The following is a 21,042-nucleotide window of genomic DNA, read 5'->3' as shown; positions in this document are numbered from 1 at the left end:
TCTCCCCCTCCCCACACAATTCGAGGTACTTATGGAACAGGCTGCTGTCACACGCGCCAATCGAGAGGCACATCCACCCAGGCGAGCCCATAGCGAACTGGTCTATGGCATAGAGGATGTCCCGCCTCTGCCCCAGACGCTGTTCGCCGCCCTGCAGCATATGCTCGCCATGTTTGTCGCCATCATTACCCCGCCCCTGATTATCGCTAATGCCCTCGGCCTCCCTGCCGCCGACACCCGTTATATCGTCTCCATGTCGCTGGTCATGTCCGGCATCGCCTCCTTCATTCAAACCCGTCGCTTCGGCCCCATCGGTTCCGGCCTGCTCTCGGTACAGGGCACCAGCTTCAACTTCCTCGGCCCCATCATCGCCTCAGGTCTCGCCCTCAAGCAGGCCGCCATGCCCACCGAGGATCTGTTGGGCACATTGTTTGGCACCATGATGGTTGCCGCACTCACTATCGTGGTGATGAGCCGCTTCCTCCATCTGGTGAAACGGATCATCACCCCGCTGGTCACCGGCATAGTGGTGCTGCTGATCGGCCTGACCCTGATCAAAGTGGGCCTGATCAGCATGGGCGGCGGCTATGCAGCCCTCTCTGATGGCAGCTTCGCCAGTCACACCAACCTCTTCCTCTCACTGCTGGTGCTCGGCCTGATCGTGTTGCTGCAACGCAGTCGCAACCCCTGGCTGCGTCTCTCCGCCATCATGATCGCCATGCTGGCGGGCTATGCCGTGGCCCTGCTGTTGGGCAAAGTGAGCGCCCCCACCTTCGACGGCCCGCTGGTGATGGTGCCCATTCCGCTCCACTACGGTCTCGGCTTTGACTGGCAGCTGTTCGTGCCGCTCGCCATCATCTTCGTGGTGACGGCGCTCGAAGCGATCGGCGACATGACCGCCACCTCGGATATCTCCGGCGAGCCACTGGAAGGGCCTGTCTATATGGAGCGGATCAAAGGCGGCGTGCTGGCCGATGGTGCCAACTCCATGCTGGCGGCAGTTTTCTCCACCTTCCCCATGTCCACCTTCGCCCAGAATAACGGCGTCATTCAGCTGACCGGCGTCGCCAGCCGCCATGTCGGGCTCTTTATCGCCGCCATGCTGGCCCTGCTCGGCCTGTTCCCGGCGGTCGCCAGTCTGGTACAGCAGATCCCCGAGCCCGTGCTGGGGGGTGCCACCATCGTGATGTTCGGCACCATCGCCGCCGCTGGCGTGCGCATCATTGCCCGCGAGGAGCTGGATCGCCGCGCCCTGATGATCCTGGCGGTGTCGCTGGCCATGGGGCTGGGGGTCGCGCAGGTGCCGGAAGTGCTGCAACACCTGCCGGAGCTGGCCAAGAGCGTGCTCTCCTACGGCGTCGCCACCGGTGGCATTACCGCCATCGTGCTCAACCTGCTGCTGCCCAAGCGCGAAGCGCGTCACTCCTGAGACATCGTCCACCGATAGCCAACCCAAGCCCCGCACTGCGGGGCTTTACCTTGCCAGTCGCCACGGGTAGTGTGCTGGGCAGCCTTTTTTGAGGATGCCGCCATGCCCTATCGCCTGCTCTCTCCCCTCCCCGATACCGCTTCACCCGCACAAATACTGGCGCAAGAGCAGCGCTGGCTGCGCGACTGTGCCCATGACGGCCAGCCCCGCGCTCACCTCTGGCAGGCGCCCCAATGCCTGATTGTCACTCGCAAGGATACCCGCCTCCCCCATTACGAAGCCGCCTGCAAACAGCTGGCAGACGAAGGCTGGCCGGTGCATGTGCGCGACAGTGGCGGTACCGCCGTGCCCCACGGGGCGGGGATCCTCAACCTATCCCTGCTGCTGCCCCGCACCACCACAGATCTCGCCCACTACTACCGGCTGCTGGGGGCGCCGCTGCTGACCCTGTTGGCGGAGTACGGCCTTGAGGGAAGCTATGACTTCGTGCCCGGATCCTTTTGCGATGGTCAGTACAATCTGGTGATCGGGGGACGCAAGATCACCGGTACCGCCCAGCGCTGGCTGGCGCCAGGGCAGGATCACCAGGGCGCCGTGCTGGCGCAAGCCATGCTGCTGGTGGCGGGTGATGTGGATGAGGGAACCAGGATGGCAAGCCGCTTCTACGAGCTGGCGGGCGGGGAACTGCGTTTTATGACGGGAACCTCCACCACGCTGGCAAGCTGCATCGGCTGGCACGGTAGCGATCAGGCGCTGGTAGAGAAAGTGCGAGCACGTCTGGATAGCCTGCTGAGCGAGGGGCTATCCCCCTCATCCTGACCTTATCCCGAAGGGAGAGGGAAAGTACCTATCCTTAGACACAGCGCACAAAAAAGCCACGACCGAAGTCGTGACTTGTTCTTTTCAAGGGAAGCGTGAAACGAGCTGAGGCGCTCAAGCCGTCTGCGGCTCCGGTTCAGCTTCGCTATCCAGATCGCGGCTAAAATAGGCGCGGGTCTCGGCGATCACCACATGGCGCAGGCCAATCAGGCCGATGAGGTTGGGCACCGCCATCAGGCCGTTAACGATATCGGCCAGCAGCCAAATCATGTCCAGATGGAGGAAAGCACCGCTCGCCACCAGCGCCAGATAGACCAGACGATAGGGCTTGATTGCCTTAACCCCGAACAGATACTCGGTGCAGCGCTCGCCGTAGTAGTTCCAGCCAAGGATGGTGGTAAAGGCGAAGAACAGCAGGCCAATGCTCACCAGATACTGGCCGACATGAGCATCGAGCCCCTGGGCAAAGGCCAGACTGGTCATGGCCGCGCCGCTTGCATCGCCGCTCCACACGCCGGTCACCACCAGGGTCAGGCCGGTCATGGTGCAGATGATGATGGTGTCGATGAAGGTACCTGTCATGGAGACCAGCCCCTGCTCCACGCACGAATCGGTTTTGGCCGCCGCCGCCGCGATGGGGGCCGACCCCAGCCCCGACTCGTTGGAGAAGACCCCGCGCGCCACCCCGGACTGAATGGCCAGCATGATGCTGGCACCGACGAAGCCGCCGGTCGCCGCATGGCCGGTGAAGGCACTCTCGATCACCAGCATGACGGCATCGGGCAAGGCGCTGGCGTTATTCACCAGCACGCCCAGACAGGCGACGATGTAGAAGATGGCCATGAAGGGCACCACCTTGCTCGACACGCTGGAGATGGACTTGATCCCTCCCAGGGTCACCAGCGCCACGATCAGGGTCAGCACCACGGCGGTCGCTTCACGGGGCACCGAGAAGGAGAGGCTCATGGCGTCGGAGATGGCATTGACCTGCGGGAAGGTACCGATGCCGAAGAAGGCGACGCCGATGCCAAACAGGGCAAACAGCTTGGCGAGCGGTTTGGAACCGAGCCCCTTCTCCAGATAGTACATGGGGCCGCCAGCCATCTGGCCGTTGGCATCCTGCTCGCGGTATTTGACCGCCAGCAGGCACTCGGCATACTTGGTGGCCATGCCGAACAGTGCCGCCATCCACATCCAGAACAGGGCACCGGGGCCGCCGAGCTTGATGGCGGTGGCCACCCCGACGATGTTGCCGGTACCTATGGTGGCAGAGAGGGCGGTACAGAGGGCGCCGAAGCTGGAGACATCCCCCTGCTTGCCCTGCCCCTGATCACGACCAAAAACCAGCCGCAGAGCGAGCGGCAAGCGCACCACCTGAAGCAGACCCAGACGCAGGGTGAGATAGATACCGGTCCCGACCAGCAGGATCAGCAGGGGCGGCCCCCAGATAAAGCTATCGATGGCGGTTAACGCCGATTGAATTGATGACATGCATCCTCCTTAAGAAACAAAAATTAAGGAGGAGAAGGATGATCTTCCCATAGGTGTCGCGATCGGCCAGAGGCGATCGGATGCGGGCCAAGCCCAGGTACAACCATCCCATCCCCTCTGTCCTTTTGCCTGAGAGTTTCCGGCGCCAGCCTGCCCTTGCGGGTAGTCATGGTGCCTTGCTCCTTCGGCGCCCGATTTAACGGGTCTCTCCAGAGTATCGTCCAGTAGCAGTCCACACCGGTTGCCCGGTACCTGAAAGATTCACTTCTTCGGTGGATGGTTGCCCATCGCTCTCCTGCTACCTTCATCCGAACTAGTTTGGATTAGGAAGTCGGCATGTTAATCCAAAAAATGTGAGCTGTCTCGCACTTGGCCGCCCCCATTTATATTTTTTTAGTGACCACAAGAATCGCAGCAAGAATGTTAAATGTTAGTTAACTATCAACAAGTTAGGCTCCCACGGATCAAATGTGGCCCAAACGGGAAAAATGGCGGATAGAGAACAGTGATCCCTCTCGTTTCGCCAAGAAAATCTTGCCGACATATCCAATCAAAATGCTTGCACACAGAATCAATAAGCCGATAATCCGCTGCATAACCAAGCACTTTGCCATCAATTTATGCACTGTGTTCGGTTGGTCCCACCGGACCGCTCGCCTGACCCGGCCGTCGCCGGTTCAATCGCATATGGCTTGGGCATATCACGCCCCCTAAGGATGACCAAAAGAGAATGAACGAGACCCTGGTTGCAAAAGATGTGGTCGCACAAGATTACCGTCAGCTGGTTGAACAATTCGGCTCCCCCCTGCTGCTGCTCGACAAGGCAGCCGTCCGCAAACAGTATCGGGCCCTGGCCGCCGCCCTGCCCGATGTACGATTGCACTATGCACTCAAACCCCTGCCCCATGAGGCGGTGGTCTCTGTCTTGAAGGAAGAGGGGGCCTGTTTCGATCTGGCCACCAACGGCGAAGTGGATCTGGTGCGCAGTCAGGGGGTTCGCCCGGGACGTTGCATTCATACCCATCCCATCAAGCGCGACAGCGATATCCGTTACGCGCTGGAGTTCGGCTGCACTGTGTTTGTCTACGACAACCCGCTGGAGCTGGAAAAGTTCATTCCCTACAAGGACGAAGTGAAACTGCTGCTGCGGGTCAGCTTCCCCAACCCCGAGACCAAGGTCGATCTCTCCAAGAAGTTTGGCTGCACCCCGGAGCAGGCGCTGCCGCTGCTGCAACTGGCACACGCCAAGGGGATCAAGGTGATGGGGCTGTCGTTCCACGTCGGCTCCCAAGTACCTCATGCCCGTCGCCATGTGCAGGCTATCGACGCCTGCCGCGAGATCATGGAGCAGGCCTGGGCGCTCGGGCTCAAGCCCTGGGTGCTGGATATCGGCGGCGGTTTCCCGGTCGATTATGAGGGGGGCGAGTTCGATATCGACGGCTTCTGCGCGCCGATCCGCGAATCGCTGGCCAAGCTGCCCGCTACCGTGCAGAAGATTGCCGAACCGGGCCGCTTTATCAGCGCACCGGCCATGACTTCGGTATCCAGCGTGATGGGCAAGGCGCACCGCGGCGACAAGATCTGGTATTACCTGGATGACGGTCTCTACGGCAGCTACAACGGCCAGCTCTATGACCACGTCACCTATCCGGTGAGCACGCCTTATGCCAGCGGCGAGCAGCACAACTCGGTGCTCTCCGGCCCGACCTGCGACAGCGTGGATGTGATCCGCGATGGCATCATGCTGCCGGATCTGGCTATCGGCGAGTTGGTGGTTGGCAAGGTGATGGGCGCCTACACCTGGGCCTCCGCCTCCACCTTCAACTTCTTTCCCAAAGCCAGCATCCTCATTCTGGACAGCAGCCAGAAAGGGCAGAAGCTGGTGGCAGTAGCCTGAGCACACCGCTCGCCAACAGGTTCACTGGGCAAAAACAAGAGGGGGAAGCTTGAGCTTCCCCCTCTCTCATTTCACCAACCTCTATCAGATAAACTGACTGGTCAGCAGCCAGCCGGTGTAGGCAACGAAGCAGGTGAGCAGCACGCCCCCCTCCAGCCGGTTGATGCGGCCCTGCCCCTTGCGGCCCAGACACATCACCAGCAGCAGCAGGGTCAACCCCATCATGATGCTCCAGTCGCGGGAGAGCACTTCCGGCGCCACATCCAACGGATGAATACCCGCCGCGATCCCCACCACCGCCAGGGTGTTGAACAGGTTGGAGCCCAGCACGTTGCCAAGGGCCAGATCATGCTCGTTCTTGCGAATGGCGATGAGAGACGAAGCCAGCTCCGGCAGGGAGGTTCCTATCGCGACTATGGTGAGACCAATCACCAGATCGCTGATACCAAGTGCCTGAGCGATGGTCACCGCCCCCCAGACCAACAGGCGGGAAGCGCCGATCAGCAGCACCAGCCCGACCACCAGCCAGAAAACGGCGCTCTTGAGGGACATCCCCTCACTCTCGATATCCTCGGCGGTCTCGGTATCCAGCGCATCTCCCTTGCCATTCATGCCAGCCCAGATAGACCAGCCCATCAGGGCAACGAAGACGGCCCCCAGAATGACCGCATCCATCCGGCCCAGATGACCATCGATCAGCAGGGCGCCGGAGAGCAGGGTAATACCGAGCAGAATGGGGATCTCCTTGCGCACCACCTGAGAGGCCACCGCGATAGGGCTGATCAGTGCCGTCAGACCCAGGATCAGCGCGATATTGGTGATGTTGGAGCCATAGGCATTACCAAGCGCCAACCCGGGATTGCCCTGTGACGCCGCCAGCGCCGAGACCACCATCTCAGGGGCCGATGTACCAAAACCGATGATCACCATGCCGATCAGCAGCGGTGGCATCCCCGCATAACGGGCGGTCGCCGCAGCACCATCCACAAACTTGTCAGCACTCCAGACCAGCAGCGCCAGTCCGGCAATCAGGGCAACAAAAGCCAGGGTCATAGGATCTTCATCTCTTGTTATCTGCAACGAAGCGCCAGCCCAAACGGGCAGGCACCATGGGAAAGTGGCGCCAGTGTAGCTGTGCCACCTCCCATTTCAAGGGGAAATCAAACCGTGATTAACATTTCACAGTGCAGCCAGCAGGCTCGCGGCATCGGAGACCTCGAACTTGCCCGGCGCCTCCACAAACAGCTGCTCGACCACACCATCGTTGGCGATCAACGCAAAGCGCTGGGCACGGATGCCGCCAAAGGCGCCGGTATCCTTGGCCAGACCCAGCGCTTGGGTCCAGCTGCCGTCGCCATCCGCCAGCATGGTGATCGCCTCTGCATTCTGGGCCGTCTGCCAGGCCCGCATCACGAAAGCGTCGTTGACCGACAGACAACAGATGGCATCCACCCCTTTGGCCATGAACTGATCGGCCAGCACCACGTAACCCGGCAGATGAGCATTGGAGCAGGTGGGAGTAAAGGCGCCGGGTACCGCAAACAGCACCACTTTTTTACCGGCGAACAGCGTCTGACTATCCCGCAACTGCTTGCCCTCGGCAGTGATAAAGGTAAATTCGCCCGCAGGCAGGGGGAGTCCTACAGCAATCATGATTTCTCGTCCTGAGTCGTGATGGGAAGTCGCCAGTTTATCCCAGAGTGACGATGCCGCCTAACAGCGGCTCTGATCCTGACCATGGATAGCGGCAGGCATTTTCCCCTTGGGCAGACTACTCTTGAGCTGGTTTCACGGCGCCAGGAGGCCCCATGCAACACTATTACGATGGTCTGGAAATTCGTCCCCCCGCCATGCGCGAACAGCAGCAACTGGACCAGATCAATCATCAGCTTACCCATGTCAGTCAATATTGCGCCGGTTACTCCAGCGCCTATCGCCAGTGCCGCCTCGAGGATCTGGCAGAGCTGGCCACCCTGCCGCTACTCGACAGCAAAGAACTCTTTGCCGCCCAGCAGGCTCATCCCCCCTTTGCCGGTCTCACCGGCCGTCCGGCCAGTCAGGCGCTGCGGGTATTCTCCTGTCCGGGCCAGCTGGCCATCCCCGAGTATGCGGGTGCAGACTGGTGGGGCGCCGCTCGGGCGCTGTTTGCCGCCGGTTTCAAGGCGGGGGAAGTGATGTTCAACGGCCACGACTATCACGCTGGCCCCACCGCCTTTATCTTCGATAACGGCGCCCGCCAGCTGGGGGCTCCCGTGGTACCCTGCGGCCCCCACGATACCCAGCGCCAGCTGGAGGCACTGCTGCGCTATCAACCCACCGGCTACGTCGGCCCGCTGGTGACCCTGCTCGACCTGCTGGAAGCGGCCGAAGCGGCGGAGATCCCGAGCGACTCGCTGCGCCGCGCCCTGCTGTGTGAAGCCACTCACCCGGAAACCGCGCCACTGCGCGCCATTCACGGCATTGCGGCCCTCAACTGTCTGGTGTGGCAGGATGTGGGGGTGGTGGCCTACGAGAGTCAGCCTGGTCAGGGCTTTATCGTCAACGAGAGCTGCATCGTCGAGATCATCGATCCCGCCAGCGGCAATCCCGTGAGTGGCGATGAAACAGGCCAGCTTGTGGTGACAAGGCTCGATCTGGAGTATCCGCTGCTGCGGCTAGCCACCGACTGGCAAGGTCACTGGCTCGCCAAACCGAGCGCTTGCGGGCGCACCAACCGGCGCCTCAAGCTGGTGTAGCAGGCCAAGTAAATGCACAAAGGCAGACGGGCAGCCATCAGGCTGCCCGTCTTGTCTCTGGAGAAGAGGATATATGAAGTTGGTCAGCGCCTTGCCTGCCAGGTGGCGATGGCGAGCAGGGAGTCGGGGGTAAATTCGCTGGCGCGCTCGGCAATCTCGGCCAAGCTCATCCAGTGCACCGCGCTCACCTCTTCGGCCTGCAACTGCAGCGGCCCCTGATAACGGCAACTGAAGAGGCCACCCCAGACCCGGTAGCCCTCCCCTTCCGCATAAAAGCTGCCAAAGCCCTGCAGAGGAACATCCATAATCCCCAGCTCTTCGGCCAGCTCGCGCCGGGCGGAGCGCTCCATCTCCTCACCGGTGGTGACCACGCCACCGGCGCAGGCATCCAGCATGCCGGGGCAGAAATCCTTGCTGAGGGTGCGCCGCTGCACCAGGATCCGATCCGCGTCGTCGAGCACCAGAATATAGCTGGCGCGATGGCAGAGATTCTCTCGCCGCACCTTGGCTCGCTCGGCCACGCCAATCACCCGGTTGTTCCCGTCCACCACATCAACCCATTCCACGCACAGGCCCTTTTATTTGTTCCATTCAAGCCCGCAGTATATCGGTGCGGTGGTTTGTCATGGCACAACTTTTTCGATGACGCCGTCAATTTGCCGAACTCACTGGCAAAATAAGGATTCATGCAAATCTTTATAAACCGTCATATCAGTGTCATCGACCGACACCATAGTGTGCCCTGTCCAGGCAATCAGGGAACCGTGTGATGAAGGTATTCAAGCAGTTATCCCCACGGCAGATCGCTCGCTACATCAAGAGCTTTCATCGAGGCTATTTTGCCATCGAGTCGCTGGGGACATTTGAATTCAACGCGGGCAGGATCAGCCTCCATGGCCTGACCTGCCGCCAGCGGCTAAGACTGGCTCGCCAGATCAATCTGGCTGTCAGACAACTTGGTCACCGCGACCCCTTGCCGGACATGTGAGTCAAAGGGTCTTGCCCTACTGTCTGTTGTGCATCCATGCTTTGCCCGCCGGCTACTGGCCGCGCGGGCCGTTTTCGATATCGGTAATGATGCCGCTGCGCACCGTCACAAAGCGCATGAACTCGTTCTTGCCGAAGTTGTAGGTCCAGCGTTCACCATATTTGACCTGCACCATGTTGCCAAACTGGTTCTCCTCGTTGCGGTTGAGCTCTTCACGCAACATCGGCTCACCGCACTTGAGCAGCATCTCGGCGGTGGTGTCTCCCTCAGTGATCAGGGCGTTCTTGCAGCGCATTGCATCGGCACTGGCCGGTATGCTCAGCAGCAACAGAGCAAGCCCCGCAACTTTCTTCATCTTATTGCTCATCGGGTTCTCCTTATCCTCTCTAATGAGTCGCAGTATGCCTGTTCCCGCTTCTGAAAAAACCAGTAAAAAGCGCAAAAGAGCTGCCCTTTTCTCCTTTCCAGCCCGCTGGTCGCGACAAATGCTGTCTATCACATAACCCAAAAACAAACGGCGACCCGAGGGTCGCCGTTTGCATCAAGCCAGCAGGATCACAGGATGTCCAGCAGCTCGACTTCAAATACCAGTGCAGAGTAAGGCGGGATGGAGCCCGCGCCACGGGCACCGTAAGCCAGATCGTGGGGGATGTAGAGCTTCCACTTGGAACCAACCGGCATCAGCTGCAGCGCTTCAACCCAGCCAGCGATCACGCCGGTCACCGGGAATTCAGCCGGCTGGCCGCGAGCAACGGAGCTGTCGAATACACCACCGTGGGTGAAGGTACCGTGGTAGTGCACACGCACGGACTGACCGGCTACCGGAACGGCACCGTTGCCTTCTACCAGCACTTCGTACTGCAGACCGGAGTCGGTCACCTTCACTTCAGCGCGCTTGGCGTTATCAGCCAGGAAGGCTTCGCCGTCAGCGGCGGCGGCCTTGGCGGCAGCTTCCTGCTCTTCTTGCATACGCGCAGTGATCACCTGGAAGGCATCATTGATATCGTCACGGCTGACCGCGAACTCCAGACCATTCAGGGCATCTGCCAGACCTTGTTGCAGGGCCGGGATATCCAGACCGGCGAAGGCTTGCTGCGCCAGCTGATCACCCATGTTGCGGCCGATGCCATAGCTGGCCTTCTGTTCGATAGAGTCGTATTGGGACATTAAGATGTTGCTCCAGATCCATGTAGTAAAGAGGCGGGATAATATCAGACTTTTGGCCGGGGTGCTGCCGGGGGCGCCCCTGATTTCCCCGTCAGTGGGAGGAACTTCACACAAGATGCGGATGAACGCCGCCCAACGGCGGCGATCTGCTTAACCGCGATCCAGCAAGGCTCTGACCGCAGCGACCTTGGCGCCATCGGTGATATTGACCCGACCATCATCCGAAGTGCCCATATTCACTCCGTGCGGCACCATGCCGCCGCGCCAGCCCATGCCGGACATATGCACTTCGCTCACCCCGGTGAACTCGATGATGGTACGCACGTTGTCGGCATTGACCCCGGCCCCCGGCATCAGGCTGGCACGTCCCGCCAGCGCTTGTTGCATCTCCTGCAGGGTTTCCAGCCCCGCCAACGCGGTCGGCGCATGGCCCGAGCTCAGAATGCGCTCGCAACCGGCAGCGACTATGGTCTCCAGATCCAGACGCCAATCGGAGGAGAGGTCGATGGCACGATGGAAGGTGACCCCCAACGGTCCTGCAGCATCCACCAGCTGTTTGAGTTTGGCGGCAGGCACCCGCCCTTCCTCATCCAGCAAACCGACCACCACCCCTTGCAGACCGGCAGCGCGGGCCGCCGCGATATCTTGCAGCATCATCTCGAACTCGCCGTCGTTGAAACAAAAATCCCCGGCGCGCGGGCGGATCATGGCGTAAACCGGCACTGTGGCGTGGCGGGCTGCCAGCTGCATAAAGCCATAGGAGGGGGTCAGGCCGCCCAGACCCAGCGCAGAGCAGAGCTCGATGCGATCCGCCCCGGATTGCTGGGCGGTGAAGAGGGATTCTAGGTTGTCGATACAGATTTCAAGACGGGTCATGAGGACTCCTTTTTCGGGGAGATCAGACCCCACATCTGATCTCATAGATTGAGCAAGGCTGCGCCGCGCACACCACCGGCACAGCCGAAGCGGGCCTGGCGGATCTCGGGCAGGGCGACCCCGGGCAGCAAGTGACCGGGCAGACGCAGCGGCAGCTGTTCATAGAGGGCGGGCAGGCCGCTCAGGCCGCCCCCCAACACCACCACCTCGGGATCAATCACCGAAATGGCGGTGGCAAGCCCAGCGGCCATGATCTCCAGCCAGCAGTCGACCGTCTCGACCGCATGGGGTTCATGGGCCTCGAAGCGCCCCACAATCTGGTGACCCGTGGCGCGCTGGCCATGGAAATGATGATAGAGACGCTCCAGACCGGTGCCGGAGGCATAGGTTTCAAAACAGACCAGACGGCCGCAGCCGCAACGGGGACGGGGCAACTCGGGGTACTTCATCAGCATGGTCGCGGGCAAGGGGTAGTGACCAATCTCGCCAGCCAGCCAGTTGCGCCCCTGAATAAGCTTGCCCGCCAGATAAACAGCGCCGCCGATGCCGGTACCGATGGTGACACCGAGCGCACTGCCGGCGCCGTCGGCGGCACCCTGATGCACTTCGGACCAGAGGAAGCAGTTGGCGTCGTTATCCACCTTGACCGGCCGCTCCAGCAGTTCGGCCAGATCTGAGCCCAGATGGCGACCATTGATGGAGGGCAGATTGGCCGCCACTATGCTGTGATCGTGGCTGTTGATGACACCGGGGAAACCGATGCCGACCGAGCCCCGTGCGCCGAAGCGGGCATCCGCCTGCTCGACCCGGGAGCGGATCAACTGCTGCAACCCCTCGTAATCGTTGCCCGGGGTGCTCATGCGCTCCTCATGGCAGAGGTTCAATGCACCGTCATAGACCGCGAAGGCGATCTTGGTGCCACCGATATCAAAGCCGTAATACATGCCAGCACTCCCTTGTCAGCCCGTGTTTATCCAACTCTGTTCCAAGGGGGACATTGTATTAATTCGCAAAAAAAATAAAGTGACCGAAGGCGAAAAACGGGAGAGTGATCAGAGCAAACGGCTCATTTGTCGCTGCAGGCAGGGCTGCCCGAGGCTTATCAGGGTGCGCTCCTCGCCATCAAAGACGAAGCCGCGGCGCAGGTAGAACCCCTCGCCGATGTGGTTGCCATCAAGCAGCCACAATTTGACGCTATGGCAACCGGCGCGGCGCATCTGCATCGCCACCGCCTGCCACAGCCGTTTACCATAACCTTGTCGCCAGTGGTCGGGATGGAGGTAAAAAGCGCGGATCAGGGCATGGCTCTGCCCCGCTTCCTGCTGTGGTTGCCAGTAGAGCAGGCCAATCACCACCTCATCGAGACAAAGCAGCATGGGCCTTGGGCCCGGCTCGGCCAGACGGCTCTGCCAGATCTGCAGATGGGCGGTGACGTCCAGCTGCTCCAGCAGGTCAGCACCGAGCACCTGGCCATAGGCAGCGAGCCAGCTGGCTCGCTGCATCACCGTCATGGCGGCGGCATCGTCGCTGCGCGCCATGCGCAGGCTTATGCCTTGCATTGGGGCATCAGACCGTTGGCGCGGGCCTGCTCATAGAGCGGCAGCACTTGCGCCTGTTGCGCCTGCAACTCGGCGATCCGGTTCTCGTTGCTCGGGTGGGTGGAGAGCAGTTGCGGCGGGGTGTTGCCACCGGCGGCGGCACTCATGTTTTGCCACAGGGGGATTGCCTCGGCCGGATTGAACCCGGCGCGCGCCATCAGCTCAAGCCCCAGCCGATCCGCTTCGCTCTCCTGAGTACGGCCATAGGGCAACATCACCCCCACCTCGACCCCGAGGCCAAGGGCGGCCATGGTGGCGCCGCGATACTCGCTGGTGCCCATGGCAATGTCGGCAGCCGCCAGACCGATCCCCGCCAACTGGCTGCGCGAGAGTCGTTCGTTGGAGTGTTGGGCCAGTACGTGAGTCAACTCGTGGCCGATGACGGTCGCCAGCTGATCCTGATTCTTGGCCACCTTGAGCAGACCACTGTAGACACCAATCTTGCCGCCAGGCAGGGCGAAGGCGTTGACCTGTTTGGAGTCAAACACCACCACTTCCCAGTTGGTGATGCCATAGCTGGCCGGCACCTGGGCGGTCACCGCCTTGGCGACACAGGAGACATAGGCGTTGAGTTTGGCATCCTTGCTCACCTTCTCCTGCTTCTTCATCTGCTCGAAGGAGTCGGCGCCCAACTGATTCATCTGCTGGGGAGAGTAGAGCAGCATCTGGCTGCGGCCGGTCGGTGACTGGGCGCAGGCGACCAGCAGGGAACTACAGAGGGCTACCATGCCAAACTTGGTGAGGGACGCAATCATGAAGGGATCCTTTGCCATAACGTTGCCCTATTCTCGGAAATGCCGCCCTGCTACGCAAGGGAGCCAGCCCCCGGCTGGCGGAAAAATATCCATCCTGCGCTATTAACAAAACTGACAGCCGCCAAAAACAAAACGAGCCCGCTTGGGGCTCGTTTTATCAGGGCATGCTGACTGCAGGCAGTTACATGATACCCAGCTTTTTCAGGTCAGCCTGTACCACCTTGGCCGGCACCGGCACGTAGCCATCTTTGGCAACGATGTTCTGGCCTGCTTTGGAGAGCATCATCTTGACGAACTCTTGCTCCATCGGGGAGAGCGGCTTGTTCGGATGCTTGTTCACGTAAACGTACAAGAAGCGTGACAGCGGATACTTGCCGGTGATGGCGTTATCGGAGGTCGCTTCTATGAAGGTCTTGCCATCTTTGGAGAGCGGTACTGCACGCACGCCGGAGGTGACATAACCGATACCGGAGTAGCCGATGCCATTCAGGGAGGCAGAAACAGACTGCACCACGGAGGCAGAACCCGGCTGCTCGTTCACGCCGCTCTTGAAGTCGCCGTTACACAGGGCGTGCTCCTTGAAGTAACCGTAGGTACCGGATACGGAGTTGCGACCGAACAGTTGCAGATCCTTAGAGGACCAGTTGCCGTCCAGACCCAGATCAGACCACTTGGTGGCAGCCTTGGCTTCGCCGCACTTGAGGGTGCTGGAGAAGATGGCGTCGATCTGCGGCATGGTCAGCCCCTTGATGGGGTTGTCCTTGTTGACGAACACCGCCAGGGCATCGACTGCAACGCGGATGGCAGTCGGCTTGTAGCCGTAACGCTTCTCGAATGCTTCCTCTTCACCGGCCTTCATGGCACGGCTCATCGGGCCGAACTGGGCAACACCTTCGGTCAGGGCAGTCGGGGCGGTAGAAGAACCGGCGGCCTGGATCTGCACGTTGACGTTGGGGTACAAGCGCTTAAATTCTTCGGCCCACAGGGTCATCATGTTGGCCAGGGTGTCCGAGCCGACAGAGGACAGGTTGCCCGAAATGCCGCTGGTCGGTGTGTAATCCGGCAGGTCTTTATCCACACCGGCAGCCAGGGCGCTGACAGAAAACAGGGTTGCTGCGGTAAATCCGATTACACCAGCCAGTTTGTTGAGTTTCATCCAATCTCTCCAAAGTTACAGAAGGTCCGTTCTTAAGACGGCGCCAGTATCTGACCTGGCAGTGACAAATTTATGGATTTAATGTGACACTTTAATGACATGGCGACAGATTTGAACAAATGAAAAGAGGGCCCGTTCAAAAGCCCTCTTTTTGCAGCTAACTCATTGCCATAAAAGACTATTTAATCACCACCATACGGCTCGGGATGAGAAAGCTGAAGCGGCTGCCAAGGCCGACCCGGCTCTCGATATCGAGCTGGCAGTCATGATGACTGAGGGCATGCTTGACGATGGCAAGGCCCAAGCCTGAGCCGCCGGTATGGCGCGAGCGTGCCTTGTCGACCCGATAGAACCGCTCGGTCAGCCGCGCCAGATGCTCGGGGGCAATCCCCTCCCCTTCATCGCTCACGGCAAACAGCGCCATCGCCCCCTGCTTGCGCCACTCCACGGTAATTTTGCGCCCCGCCGGGGTGTAGTGAATGGCGTTGTAGACCAGGTTGGAGACGGCACTGCGCAGCTGCTCCTGATCCCCGCGCACCAACAGATTGGGCTGCACCACAAATTCGAGCTGGTGGGCCCGTTCGCCCGAGAGCGCTCGCGCCTCCTGCTCCAGCAGCCCCAACATGGCAGGCATGTCCACCAGATGGGAGAGATCCACGGTCGGGGCCGCCTCGATACGGGAGAGGGTGAGCAGCTGATTGACCAGATTATCCATCCGGATGGTCTGCTCCATCATCACCCGATGCGCCTTGGCCCACATGGCGGGCGGGGGCGGCTCCTCGGTCATCTCCAGATAGCCCTTGAGCACGGTCAGCGGGGTACGCAGCTCGTGGGAGACGTTGGAAACGAAGTGCTTGCGAGTTTTCTCGAGACTGCGCAAGCGGGTGACATCCCGTACCACCAGCATCGCCTGATCGGAGGCGTAGGGCATGATGCGAAACTCGAGAAACTTCTCCTCATTGACCGGGGAGTGCATCTCGAGGGGCTCGTCATATGCCCCCTTGCCCAGGTAGGCGTTAAAGGCAGGATTGCGAATGAGGTTGCCGATATGCTGGCCAGCATCCTCCGGCCAGCGAAAACCGAGCAGTTGCTCCGCCAGCCGGTTGCACCAGAGGATGCTGCCATCGGTGCGAAATACCACGGCGGCATCGGGCAGCGCCTCGGCACCCTCCCGGAAGCGGCGGATCAGCCCCGCCAGCTCGCGGCGACGGGCGCGGTGACGCTGCTGCAGCTTGTAGATACCGTTGAAGATGTACTCCCAGCTGCCATTGCCGCTGGGGGGCACCAGGCTGCGGTCGTGCCACAGCCAGTCAGAGAGCCGCTTCTGGAAGCGATAGTGCCAGCCCAGATGCAACACGGCCGCCACCAACAGGCAGAGGGCAAGATGATCAATCAACCAGCCAACCAATGCGAAGGGGGCGTAAAAAAACGCCATTCGCCACAACTGTCGCCGCCAGGCGTAAGGTTGCAACATAACTGCCTCTAGAGACGGGTTGAGAAGCGGTATCCGGCTCCACGCACCGTCTGGATCAATCTGTCGTGCCCTGTCTCTTCAATCGCCTTGCGCAGGCGACGAATATGCACATCCACGGTTCTGTCCTCGACGTACACATTGGTACCCCAGACATTATTGAGCAGCTGTTCACGGCTGTAGACCCGCTCGGGGTGAGTCATGAAGAAGTGAAGCAGCTTGAATTCGGTCGGCCCCATGTCGAGCGCCTTCTCTTCGGCACTGACCCGGTGGGAGACAGGATCGAGTTTCAGCCCCTGCACCTCGATCACCTCATCCACCGAGGTGGGCGACACGCGGCGCATCACCGCATGGAGGCGAGCGGTCAGCTCCTTGGGCGAGAACGGCTTGGTGATGTAGTCGTCGGCACCGGCCTCCAGACCACGCACCTTGTCCTCCTCTTCACCGCGAGCGGTGAGCATCACCACCGGGATCTGGCGCGTCACCTCATCCTGCTTGAGCTGCTTGATAAACTGGATGCCACTGCCGCCCGGCATCATCCAGTCGAGCACGATGAGTTCGGGGTAGGGTTCGCGCACCTTCGCCAGTCCATCGGCGTAATCTTCCGCTTCAATCGTCTCATATCCCTTCTGCTCCAACACGAAGCAGAGCATTTCGCGGATCGGTGCTTCGTCCTCGACCACCAGAATTCGCTTAGCCATTCCCTTCTCTCTCCTCTGTGAAGATGGGTGCGCCAATTATTAGAATTTTCTGTGACACTTTTATGACTTTATGACAGGCGGGATGATAAACGTTTTCAGATTCAGTTGGCAGCAGTACGTTGCAACAAGTCCCACCGGTTGCCGCTGATATCCTCAAACACCACCACGGTGCCATAAGGCTCGTCACGGGGCTGTTCACAAAAATGAACACCGTACGCCTGCATGCGCTGGTAATCCCCCCAGAAATCAGTGGTCTCGAGGAACAGAAATACCCGGCCACCGCCCTGCTGGCCGATGGCGGCCTGCTGCTGCGCATTGGCCGCTTGTGCCAGCAGCAGTGCGGAACCGGAGGCGCCTTTGGGGGCAACCCGCACCCAGCGCTTGCCCGGTTTGCCCGGTTCATCGAGCCGAGTGTCCTCCAGGAGCACAAAGCCAAGTCCCTCGGTAAAAAAGCGAATGGCCTGATCGTAATCAGCCACCAGCAGGGTCAGCGCCCCTATGTGTTGTGTCATAACTGCTTGCTCATGTTGAAAGCGATATTGGAATAAAGCACACGGCATCTCGACGCATCGCAGTCAGTGGCTCGCAACCCGGTTGCGACCCTGCGTCTTGGCTTGATAGAGCGCCTCGTCGGCACGTTTGAGCACCTGCTCCGGCGACTCACCCGCCCGCTCAGCCACCCCGAACGAGGCTGTCACCCGCAACCCGGACGGCCAGTGGATATCAGCCTCTAGGGTAGCGCGCAACCGCTCGGCCAGCGCACAGGCCCGCAGCTCATCGTAGTGAAGGCAGACCAGCACGAACTCCTCACCGCCCCAGCGCACCAGATGGCAGAGCGCATCACAATGGCGCAGGATCTCGCTGACCAGATGCTTGAGCACCTCATCACCCACCGGGTGACCGTGGATGTCGTTGATCTGTTTGAAGTGGTCAACGTCGATATAGATGAAGGAAAACGACAGATCAGCTATATCGGCCAGCAGTCGCTCACCACCAAGCCGGTTGAAAGCACCGGTCAGTGGATCATAACAGGCCTCCTCACGGGTGCGGCGATTCTCTTCGCTCAGGGTACGGTTCAGCACCTCCACCTCAAGCTTAGCCTGATGGGCATGCAACAAACGCTGCTTCATGGCGAGGTGGTTAACCAGAAAGACTGCACAGCCATAGATAAACCAGACAAACAGGATCAACCGGTAGAAAAGGGTAGGCTCAAGCCAGTTGCCATGAAACTGCAGCTCCTCGATCACCACACCATACTCACCCGGCGACATATATGACCCCGCAGCAATTTCGATGGCGTAGACCCGGCTCAGATCAGGCCCCTGCAACTGTAACGGCACCTTGTAGCGCTTGATCCACCAGGTTGCCGGGGTAAACACGTCGAGAGGCACCTCGTGGTCCTTGCCGTAATCGGCAGGGCGAAAGATGATTTCGTTGAATTTGGACTGCAACGGGTCATCCATCTTGTCGAAAAGCGGATTGTAGTTGCGCAAGTAGAAACGCCAATCCTGCTCCTCGCCCCCCGTCACGCTCAAGCGAATATGGAGAGTGTTAAATCGGGCAAGATTGATACCCTTTTCGCGCGCGGTCAGGGTGAGAACCAGACCACAGCTGGGATAACTCTCGGGGCTCGCAGTCAGCACACACTTTACGCCGGGATTACCATCGGCCGAGGGACGGTAACTCACCGCTCCCGGTGCAGCATCCACCGCCTTCAACACGCTTACCGAGAGCGGCCACTCCTTGATATCAAGCACCCGCTCGGGGCCAAACTCGAACAGCAGGATGGAGCAGCCAGTCAGCGCCAGCAAATACCAGAACAGCAACTCGGCAAAACGGGAACTGGAAGCGATCATGCTGACCCCATCGTATCAATAGGAATACCCGTGCAACTGGAACAGGCGGTGGCCTCGGATAGCACGCGATAACAAGCCACTATGATAACCCCGTGAATTACAAGAAACATGCCACTTATCAAGGAGTTCACAGCTCTCTGTCACGTTTTTCAAGCGCAGTGCCAACCCGCACTGTCGACTGCTGGCGATAACGCTGGGGGGAGCAGCTCAGCTCCCGGTTGAACATGGCGATAAAGGCCGAGGTGGAGCCGTAACCGAGCCGCCAGCTGATCTCCTGAATGGGCATGTCGCCCTTGAGCCAGGCCAGCGCCTTGAGCAGCCGCAACCGCGCCCGCCACTGACCGAAGCTCATCCCCAGCTCCCGCAGGCAGCGCCGCGACAAGGTGCGCTCTGTGGTGTGCAGTTGTCCGGCCCACTGGGCCAGAGTACGGGGATCGGCAGGATCGCTGTGCAACACCGCCAGCATGGGAGCCAGCAGCTTGTCCTGACTCATCGGCAGGTAGCTCTCCTGACAACGGGTGCGCGCCAGCCGCTCCACCAGCAACTCGGCCTGACGCTGATCCCACTCATCCGCCATATGGCTCACCCGCCGTTCGCAAAAGTCGCTCAGCAGGGCGCGAATAAGTGGGGTTAGCAGCAGCAATCTGGGCTCTGGCGGCAGCTTGGCCGCCAGCTCGTGGCTGACGTAGATGGAGGTGTAGTCGAGGGTCTGCTCGTTGTAAGAGGTGTGGTCGAGATCCGCCGGTACCCAGATCAGGTAGTCGGCAGGGGCCACCAGTCGCTGATCCCCCAGCTCTATCTCCATGATCCCCAGGCTGATCATGTTGAGCTGGCCCCAGGGGTGGGAGTGCAGCACGGTCGCGCTGTCGGCCAACATCTGCTGGTAACTGAAAAAGAGCGGATTGGGAGCGGGCAGAACGACATCTACCGGCTGAAAGTGGTGAGTGGCCATCAGCGCCCCTTGTCAGCGAGAGAGAGGAGCAGGCGTGATGCAACGCCCTGTTGGCTCGGTCTCCGGCACAGGTCAAAAGCAGCCATCAGTTGCGGGCAGACGCAGCCCGTGTGGGCCGGAATAAGGTGCATCAGAAAGAGTTGTCTTTTCTGCTGGGTCATCTGTCTGTTTTACGCTACTTGATAATATAAAGACAAGGGTAGACTTGGCCCCCTGTTAATAAGGAGCCTCTGATGCGAATCTTTTCCCCTCTTCTCTTTCCGCTGATGGCGGTGCTGATCTGGGCTACCAATACCGTGGTGTCCAAGGCGGCCGCCAGTGTGCTCGACCCCGCGGCTATCTCCTTCTATCGCTGGGTGATCGCCGCTCTGGCGCTGACCCCCTTCTGCCTGCCGCAGCTGTGGCGCCGCCGTAGCGAGGTTCGCCCCTGGCTCGGCAAGCTGCTGGTGCTGGCGGCGCTCGGTATGGTGCTCTACCAGTGCCTCGCTTACTACGCTGCTCACAGCACTTCGGCCACCAATATGGGGGTGATCGGCTCCCTCATTCCACTGCTCACCCTGCTGCAAGGGGCGCTCTTCTTCGGCCAGCGTCCCGGCAAACAGGCACTGCTCGGCATGAGTATCTCCCTGTTCGGCGTGCTCTGGCTGCTTGGCAAGGGCGAACCACTGGCCCTGCTCCATAACGGCATCAACCCGGGGGATGGCATGATGTTGCTCGGCTCCGCCAGCTACGCCCTTTACGGCCTCTTGATCCGCCGCTGGCAACTGCCGTTTGGCCCCTGGCTCAACCTCTACATGCAGATCCTGCTGGCCGTACTGCTGCTGGTGCCGCTCGCTCTCAGTGCCGACTCGATGGCGGTGCCAGCCGAAGGGTGGGGGCTGGTGCTCTTCGCCGGGCTCGCCTCCTCCCTGCTGGCGGCTTACTGCTGGATGCGCGGCCTCGCCTGCATGGGGGCAGAGCGCACCTCGGTCTTTATGAACCTGATGCCGCTCTGTACGGCGCTGATCGCCGTCGTCGGCCTGGGCGAGCCAATCCACGGCTATCACCTGCTGGGTGGCGGGCTGATCCTGGGCGGGGTGATGGCCTCCCAGCTGAAGGGGCGTGCGCCGGTAGCCGAACGGGAAGCCGCCTGAGAACCAACATCGTCCGGA

The 21,042-nt window shown here is 60.5% G+C and carries 22 protein-coding genes and 1 riboswitch; of the genes, 6 read left to right on the top strand and 16 right to left on the bottom strand.

Annotation, left to right across the window (positions count from 1 at the left end; all coding sequences use genetic code 11):
- Positions 1–31: 31 nt before the first annotated feature.
- Positions 32–1,429, top strand: coding sequence for a nucleobase:cation symporter-2 family protein (locus ACW5XC_RS02355; protein ID WP_040066712.1), 1,398 nt, complete (start codon positions 32–34; stop codon positions 1,427–1,429).
- A 102-nt stretch (positions 1,430–1,531) separates the two neighbouring features.
- The gene (locus tag ACW5XC_RS02350; RefSeq protein ID WP_042055290.1) at positions 1,532–2,248 is read left to right on the top strand and encodes a lipoyl protein ligase domain-containing protein; all 717 of its coding nucleotides are present in this window, start codon (positions 1,532–1,534) and stop codon (positions 2,246–2,248) included.
- Positions 2,249–2,362: 114 nt separating this feature from the next.
- Here the strand turns inward: ACW5XC_RS02350 and ACW5XC_RS02345 are convergent, their stop codons facing one another.
- Positions 2,363–3,739 carry an alanine/glycine:cation symporter family protein gene (locus ACW5XC_RS02345; protein ID WP_005338391.1) on the bottom strand — a complete coding sequence of 459 codons (1,377 nt, stop codon included), beginning with the start codon at positions 3,737–3,739 and terminating at the stop codon, positions 2,363–2,365.
- 107 nt (positions 3,740–3,846) lie between these two features.
- Positions 3,847–3,962: riboswitch (glycine riboswitch) on the bottom strand.
- A 507-nt stretch (positions 3,963–4,469) separates the two neighbouring features.
- Between ACW5XC_RS02345 and ACW5XC_RS02340 the strand changes: the two genes are divergently transcribed.
- A complete protein-coding gene (locus ACW5XC_RS02340; RefSeq protein WP_042055287.1) occupies positions 4,470–5,636 on the top strand; it encodes a type III PLP-dependent enzyme in 1,167 nt (388 codons plus the stop codon).
- Between the two features lie 84 nt (positions 5,637–5,720).
- On the opposite strand, the gene ACW5XC_RS02335 is transcribed toward ACW5XC_RS02340, so the two are convergent.
- Positions 5,721–6,689: a calcium/sodium antiporter gene (locus ACW5XC_RS02335; protein ID WP_042055284.1), complete on the bottom strand. Its 969-nt coding sequence runs from the start codon at positions 6,687–6,689 to the stop codon at positions 5,721–5,723.
- 126 nt (positions 6,690–6,815) lie between these two features.
- Positions 6,816–7,289 carry a peroxiredoxin gene (locus ACW5XC_RS02330; RefSeq protein ID WP_042055283.1) on the bottom strand — a complete coding sequence of 158 codons (474 nt, stop codon included), beginning with the start codon at positions 7,287–7,289 and terminating at the stop codon, positions 6,816–6,818.
- A gap of 155 nt (positions 7,290–7,444) precedes the next feature.
- Here ACW5XC_RS02330 and ACW5XC_RS02325 point away from each other — a divergent pair, with 155 nt between their 5' ends.
- The gene (locus ACW5XC_RS02325; RefSeq protein WP_042055280.1) at positions 7,445–8,371 is read left to right on the top strand and encodes a phenylacetate--CoA ligase family protein; all 927 of its coding nucleotides are present in this window, start codon (positions 7,445–7,447) and stop codon (positions 8,369–8,371) included.
- Between the two features lie 83 nt (positions 8,372–8,454).
- Here the strand turns inward: ACW5XC_RS02325 and yfcD are convergent, their stop codons facing one another.
- On the bottom strand, positions 8,455–8,937 hold the full coding sequence (gene yfcD / locus ACW5XC_RS02320; protein ID WP_021229132.1) for an NUDIX hydrolase YfcD: 483 nt from the start codon (positions 8,935–8,937) through the stop codon (positions 8,455–8,457).
- A 203-nt stretch (positions 8,938–9,140) separates the two neighbouring features.
- Between yfcD and ACW5XC_RS02315 the strand changes: the two genes are divergently transcribed.
- Positions 9,141–9,359: a DUF1107 family protein gene (locus ACW5XC_RS02315; RefSeq protein ID WP_005338403.1), complete on the top strand. Its 219-nt coding sequence runs from the start codon at positions 9,141–9,143 to the stop codon at positions 9,357–9,359.
- A gap of 52 nt (positions 9,360–9,411) precedes the next feature.
- Here ACW5XC_RS02315 and ACW5XC_RS02310 read toward each other — a convergent pair whose 3' ends face one another.
- From ACW5XC_RS02310 to ACW5XC_RS02255, 12 genes are all read right to left on the bottom strand, one after another.
- Entirely contained in the window at positions 9,412–9,726 is a 315-nt protein-coding gene (locus tag ACW5XC_RS02310) for a DUF2845 domain-containing protein (protein WP_042055278.1), read from the bottom strand.
- A 188-nt stretch (positions 9,727–9,914) separates the two neighbouring features.
- Positions 9,915–10,526, bottom strand: a complete 612-nt coding sequence (locus tag ACW5XC_RS02305) for an FKBP-type peptidyl-prolyl cis-trans isomerase (RefSeq protein ID WP_005338405.1) — start codon at positions 10,524–10,526, stop codon at positions 9,915–9,917.
- Between the two features lie 150 nt (positions 10,527–10,676).
- The gene (locus ACW5XC_RS02300; RefSeq protein WP_042055276.1) at positions 10,677–11,402 is read right to left on the bottom strand and encodes a copper homeostasis protein CutC; all 726 of its coding nucleotides are present in this window, start codon (positions 11,400–11,402) and stop codon (positions 10,677–10,679) included.
- Between the two features lie 41 nt (positions 11,403–11,443).
- On the bottom strand, positions 11,444–12,346 hold the full coding sequence (locus ACW5XC_RS02295) for an ROK family protein (protein WP_042055274.1): 903 nt from the start codon (positions 12,344–12,346) through the stop codon (positions 11,444–11,446).
- Between the two features lie 108 nt (positions 12,347–12,454).
- Positions 12,455–12,961 carry a GNAT family N-acetyltransferase gene (locus ACW5XC_RS02290; RefSeq protein WP_005338408.1) on the bottom strand — a complete coding sequence of 169 codons (507 nt, stop codon included), beginning with the start codon at positions 12,959–12,961 and terminating at the stop codon, positions 12,455–12,457.
- Positions 12,949–13,755: a M48 family metallopeptidase gene (locus tag ACW5XC_RS02285; RefSeq protein WP_042055271.1), complete on the bottom strand. Its 807-nt coding sequence runs from the start codon at positions 13,753–13,755 to the stop codon at positions 12,949–12,951. Before ACW5XC_RS02285 ends, ACW5XC_RS02290 begins: the two co-directional genes overlap by 13 nt.
- Before the next feature lie 181 nt (positions 13,756–13,936).
- Complete coding sequence (locus tag ACW5XC_RS02280) at positions 13,937–14,911, bottom strand: PstS family phosphate ABC transporter substrate-binding protein (protein WP_005338411.1); 975 nt, start codon at positions 14,909–14,911, stop codon at positions 13,937–13,939.
- Positions 14,912–15,089: 178 nt separating this feature from the next.
- Entirely contained in the window at positions 15,090–16,385 is a 1,296-nt protein-coding gene (gene phoR / locus ACW5XC_RS02275) for a phosphate regulon sensor histidine kinase PhoR (RefSeq protein WP_005338413.1), read from the bottom strand.
- 8 nt (positions 16,386–16,393) lie between these two features.
- Entirely contained in the window at positions 16,394–17,083 is a 690-nt protein-coding gene (phoB, locus tag ACW5XC_RS02270; protein ID WP_005338414.1) for a phosphate regulon transcriptional regulator PhoB, read from the bottom strand.
- A gap of 101 nt (positions 17,084–17,184) precedes the next feature.
- A complete protein-coding gene (locus ACW5XC_RS02265; protein ID WP_042055269.1) occupies positions 17,185–17,595 on the bottom strand; it encodes a VOC family protein in 411 nt (136 codons plus the stop codon).
- Positions 17,596–17,658: 63 nt separating this feature from the next.
- Positions 17,659–18,939, bottom strand: coding sequence for a GGDEF domain-containing protein (locus ACW5XC_RS02260; protein WP_042055267.1), 1,281 nt, complete (start codon positions 18,937–18,939; stop codon positions 17,659–17,661).
- Between the two features lie 127 nt (positions 18,940–19,066).
- Entirely contained in the window at positions 19,067–19,891 is an 825-nt protein-coding gene (locus tag ACW5XC_RS02255; RefSeq protein ID WP_042055265.1) for a helix-turn-helix transcriptional regulator, read from the bottom strand.
- 233 nt (positions 19,892–20,124) lie between these two features.
- Between ACW5XC_RS02255 and ACW5XC_RS02250 the strand changes: the two genes are divergently transcribed.
- Entirely contained in the window at positions 20,125–21,024 is a 900-nt protein-coding gene (locus ACW5XC_RS02250) for a DMT family transporter (protein ID WP_042055263.1), read from the top strand.
- Positions 21,025–21,042: the final 18 nt, after the last annotated feature.

The organism is Aeromonas sp. 25-AL00135 (assembly GCF_054052385.1).
Note: the sequence above shows the minus strand (reverse complement) of the source record. Positions and strands in the feature narration are given on the sequence as shown.

What these genes read in the sequence shown, in the direction of transcription:
- ACW5XC_RS02355 (WP_040066712.1), top strand. Translation starts at nt 32, where the DNA reads ATGGAACAGGCTGCTGTCACACGCGCCAATCGAGAGGCACATCCACCC.
- ACW5XC_RS02350 (WP_042055290.1), top strand. Translation starts at nt 1,532, where the DNA reads ATGCCCTATCGCCTGCTCTCTCCCCTCCCCGATACCGCTTCACCCGCA.
- ACW5XC_RS02345 (WP_005338391.1), bottom strand. Translation starts at nt 3,739, where the DNA reads ATGTCATCAATTCAATCGGCGTTAACCGCCATCGATAGCTTTATCTGG.
- ACW5XC_RS02340 (WP_042055287.1), top strand. Translation starts at nt 4,470, where the DNA reads ATGAACGAGACCCTGGTTGCAAAAGATGTGGTCGCACAAGATTACCGT.
- ACW5XC_RS02335 (WP_042055284.1), bottom strand. Translation starts at nt 6,689, where the DNA reads ATGACCCTGGCTTTTGTTGCCCTGATTGCCGGACTGGCGCTGCTGGTC.
- ACW5XC_RS02330 (WP_042055283.1), bottom strand. Translation starts at nt 7,289, where the DNA reads ATGATTGCTGTAGGACTCCCCCTGCCTGCGGGCGAATTTACCTTTATC.
- ACW5XC_RS02325 (WP_042055280.1), top strand. Translation starts at nt 7,445, where the DNA reads ATGCAACACTATTACGATGGTCTGGAAATTCGTCCCCCCGCCATGCGC.
- ACW5XC_RS02315 (WP_005338403.1), top strand. Translation starts at nt 9,141, where the DNA reads ATGAAGGTATTCAAGCAGTTATCCCCACGGCAGATCGCTCGCTACATC.
- ACW5XC_RS02310 (WP_042055278.1), bottom strand. Translation starts at nt 9,726, where the DNA reads ATGAGCAATAAGATGAAGAAAGTTGCGGGGCTTGCTCTGTTGCTGCTG.
- ACW5XC_RS02305 (WP_005338405.1), bottom strand. Translation starts at nt 10,526, where the DNA reads ATGTCCCAATACGACTCTATCGAACAGAAGGCCAGCTATGGCATCGGC.
- ACW5XC_RS02300 (WP_042055276.1), bottom strand. Translation starts at nt 11,402, where the DNA reads ATGACCCGTCTTGAAATCTGTATCGACAACCTAGAATCCCTCTTCACC.
- ACW5XC_RS02295 (WP_042055274.1), bottom strand. Translation starts at nt 12,346, where the DNA reads ATGTATTACGGCTTTGATATCGGTGGCACCAAGATCGCCTTCGCGGTC.
- ACW5XC_RS02290 (WP_005338408.1), bottom strand. Translation starts at nt 12,961, where the DNA reads ATGCAAGGCATAAGCCTGCGCATGGCGCGCAGCGACGATGCCGCCGCC.
- ACW5XC_RS02285 (WP_042055271.1), bottom strand. Translation starts at nt 13,755, where the DNA reads ATGATTGCGTCCCTCACCAAGTTTGGCATGGTAGCCCTCTGTAGTTCC.
- ACW5XC_RS02280 (WP_005338411.1), bottom strand. Translation starts at nt 14,911, where the DNA reads ATGAAACTCAACAAACTGGCTGGTGTAATCGGATTTACCGCAGCAACC.
- phoR (WP_005338413.1), bottom strand. Translation starts at nt 16,385, where the DNA reads ATGTTGCAACCTTACGCCTGGCGGCGACAGTTGTGGCGAATGGCGTTT.
- phoB (WP_005338414.1), bottom strand. Translation starts at nt 17,083, where the DNA reads ATGGCTAAGCGAATTCTGGTGGTCGAGGACGAAGCACCGATCCGCGAA.
- ACW5XC_RS02265 (WP_042055269.1), bottom strand. Translation starts at nt 17,595, where the DNA reads ATGACACAACACATAGGGGCGCTGACCCTGCTGGTGGCTGATTACGAT.
- ACW5XC_RS02260 (WP_042055267.1), bottom strand. Translation starts at nt 18,939, where the DNA reads ATGATCGCTTCCAGTTCCCGTTTTGCCGAGTTGCTGTTCTGGTATTTG.
- ACW5XC_RS02255 (WP_042055265.1), bottom strand. Translation starts at nt 19,891, where the DNA reads ATGGCCACTCACCACTTTCAGCCGGTAGATGTCGTTCTGCCCGCTCCC.
- ACW5XC_RS02250 (WP_042055263.1), top strand. Translation starts at nt 20,125, where the DNA reads ATGCGAATCTTTTCCCCTCTTCTCTTTCCGCTGATGGCGGTGCTGATC.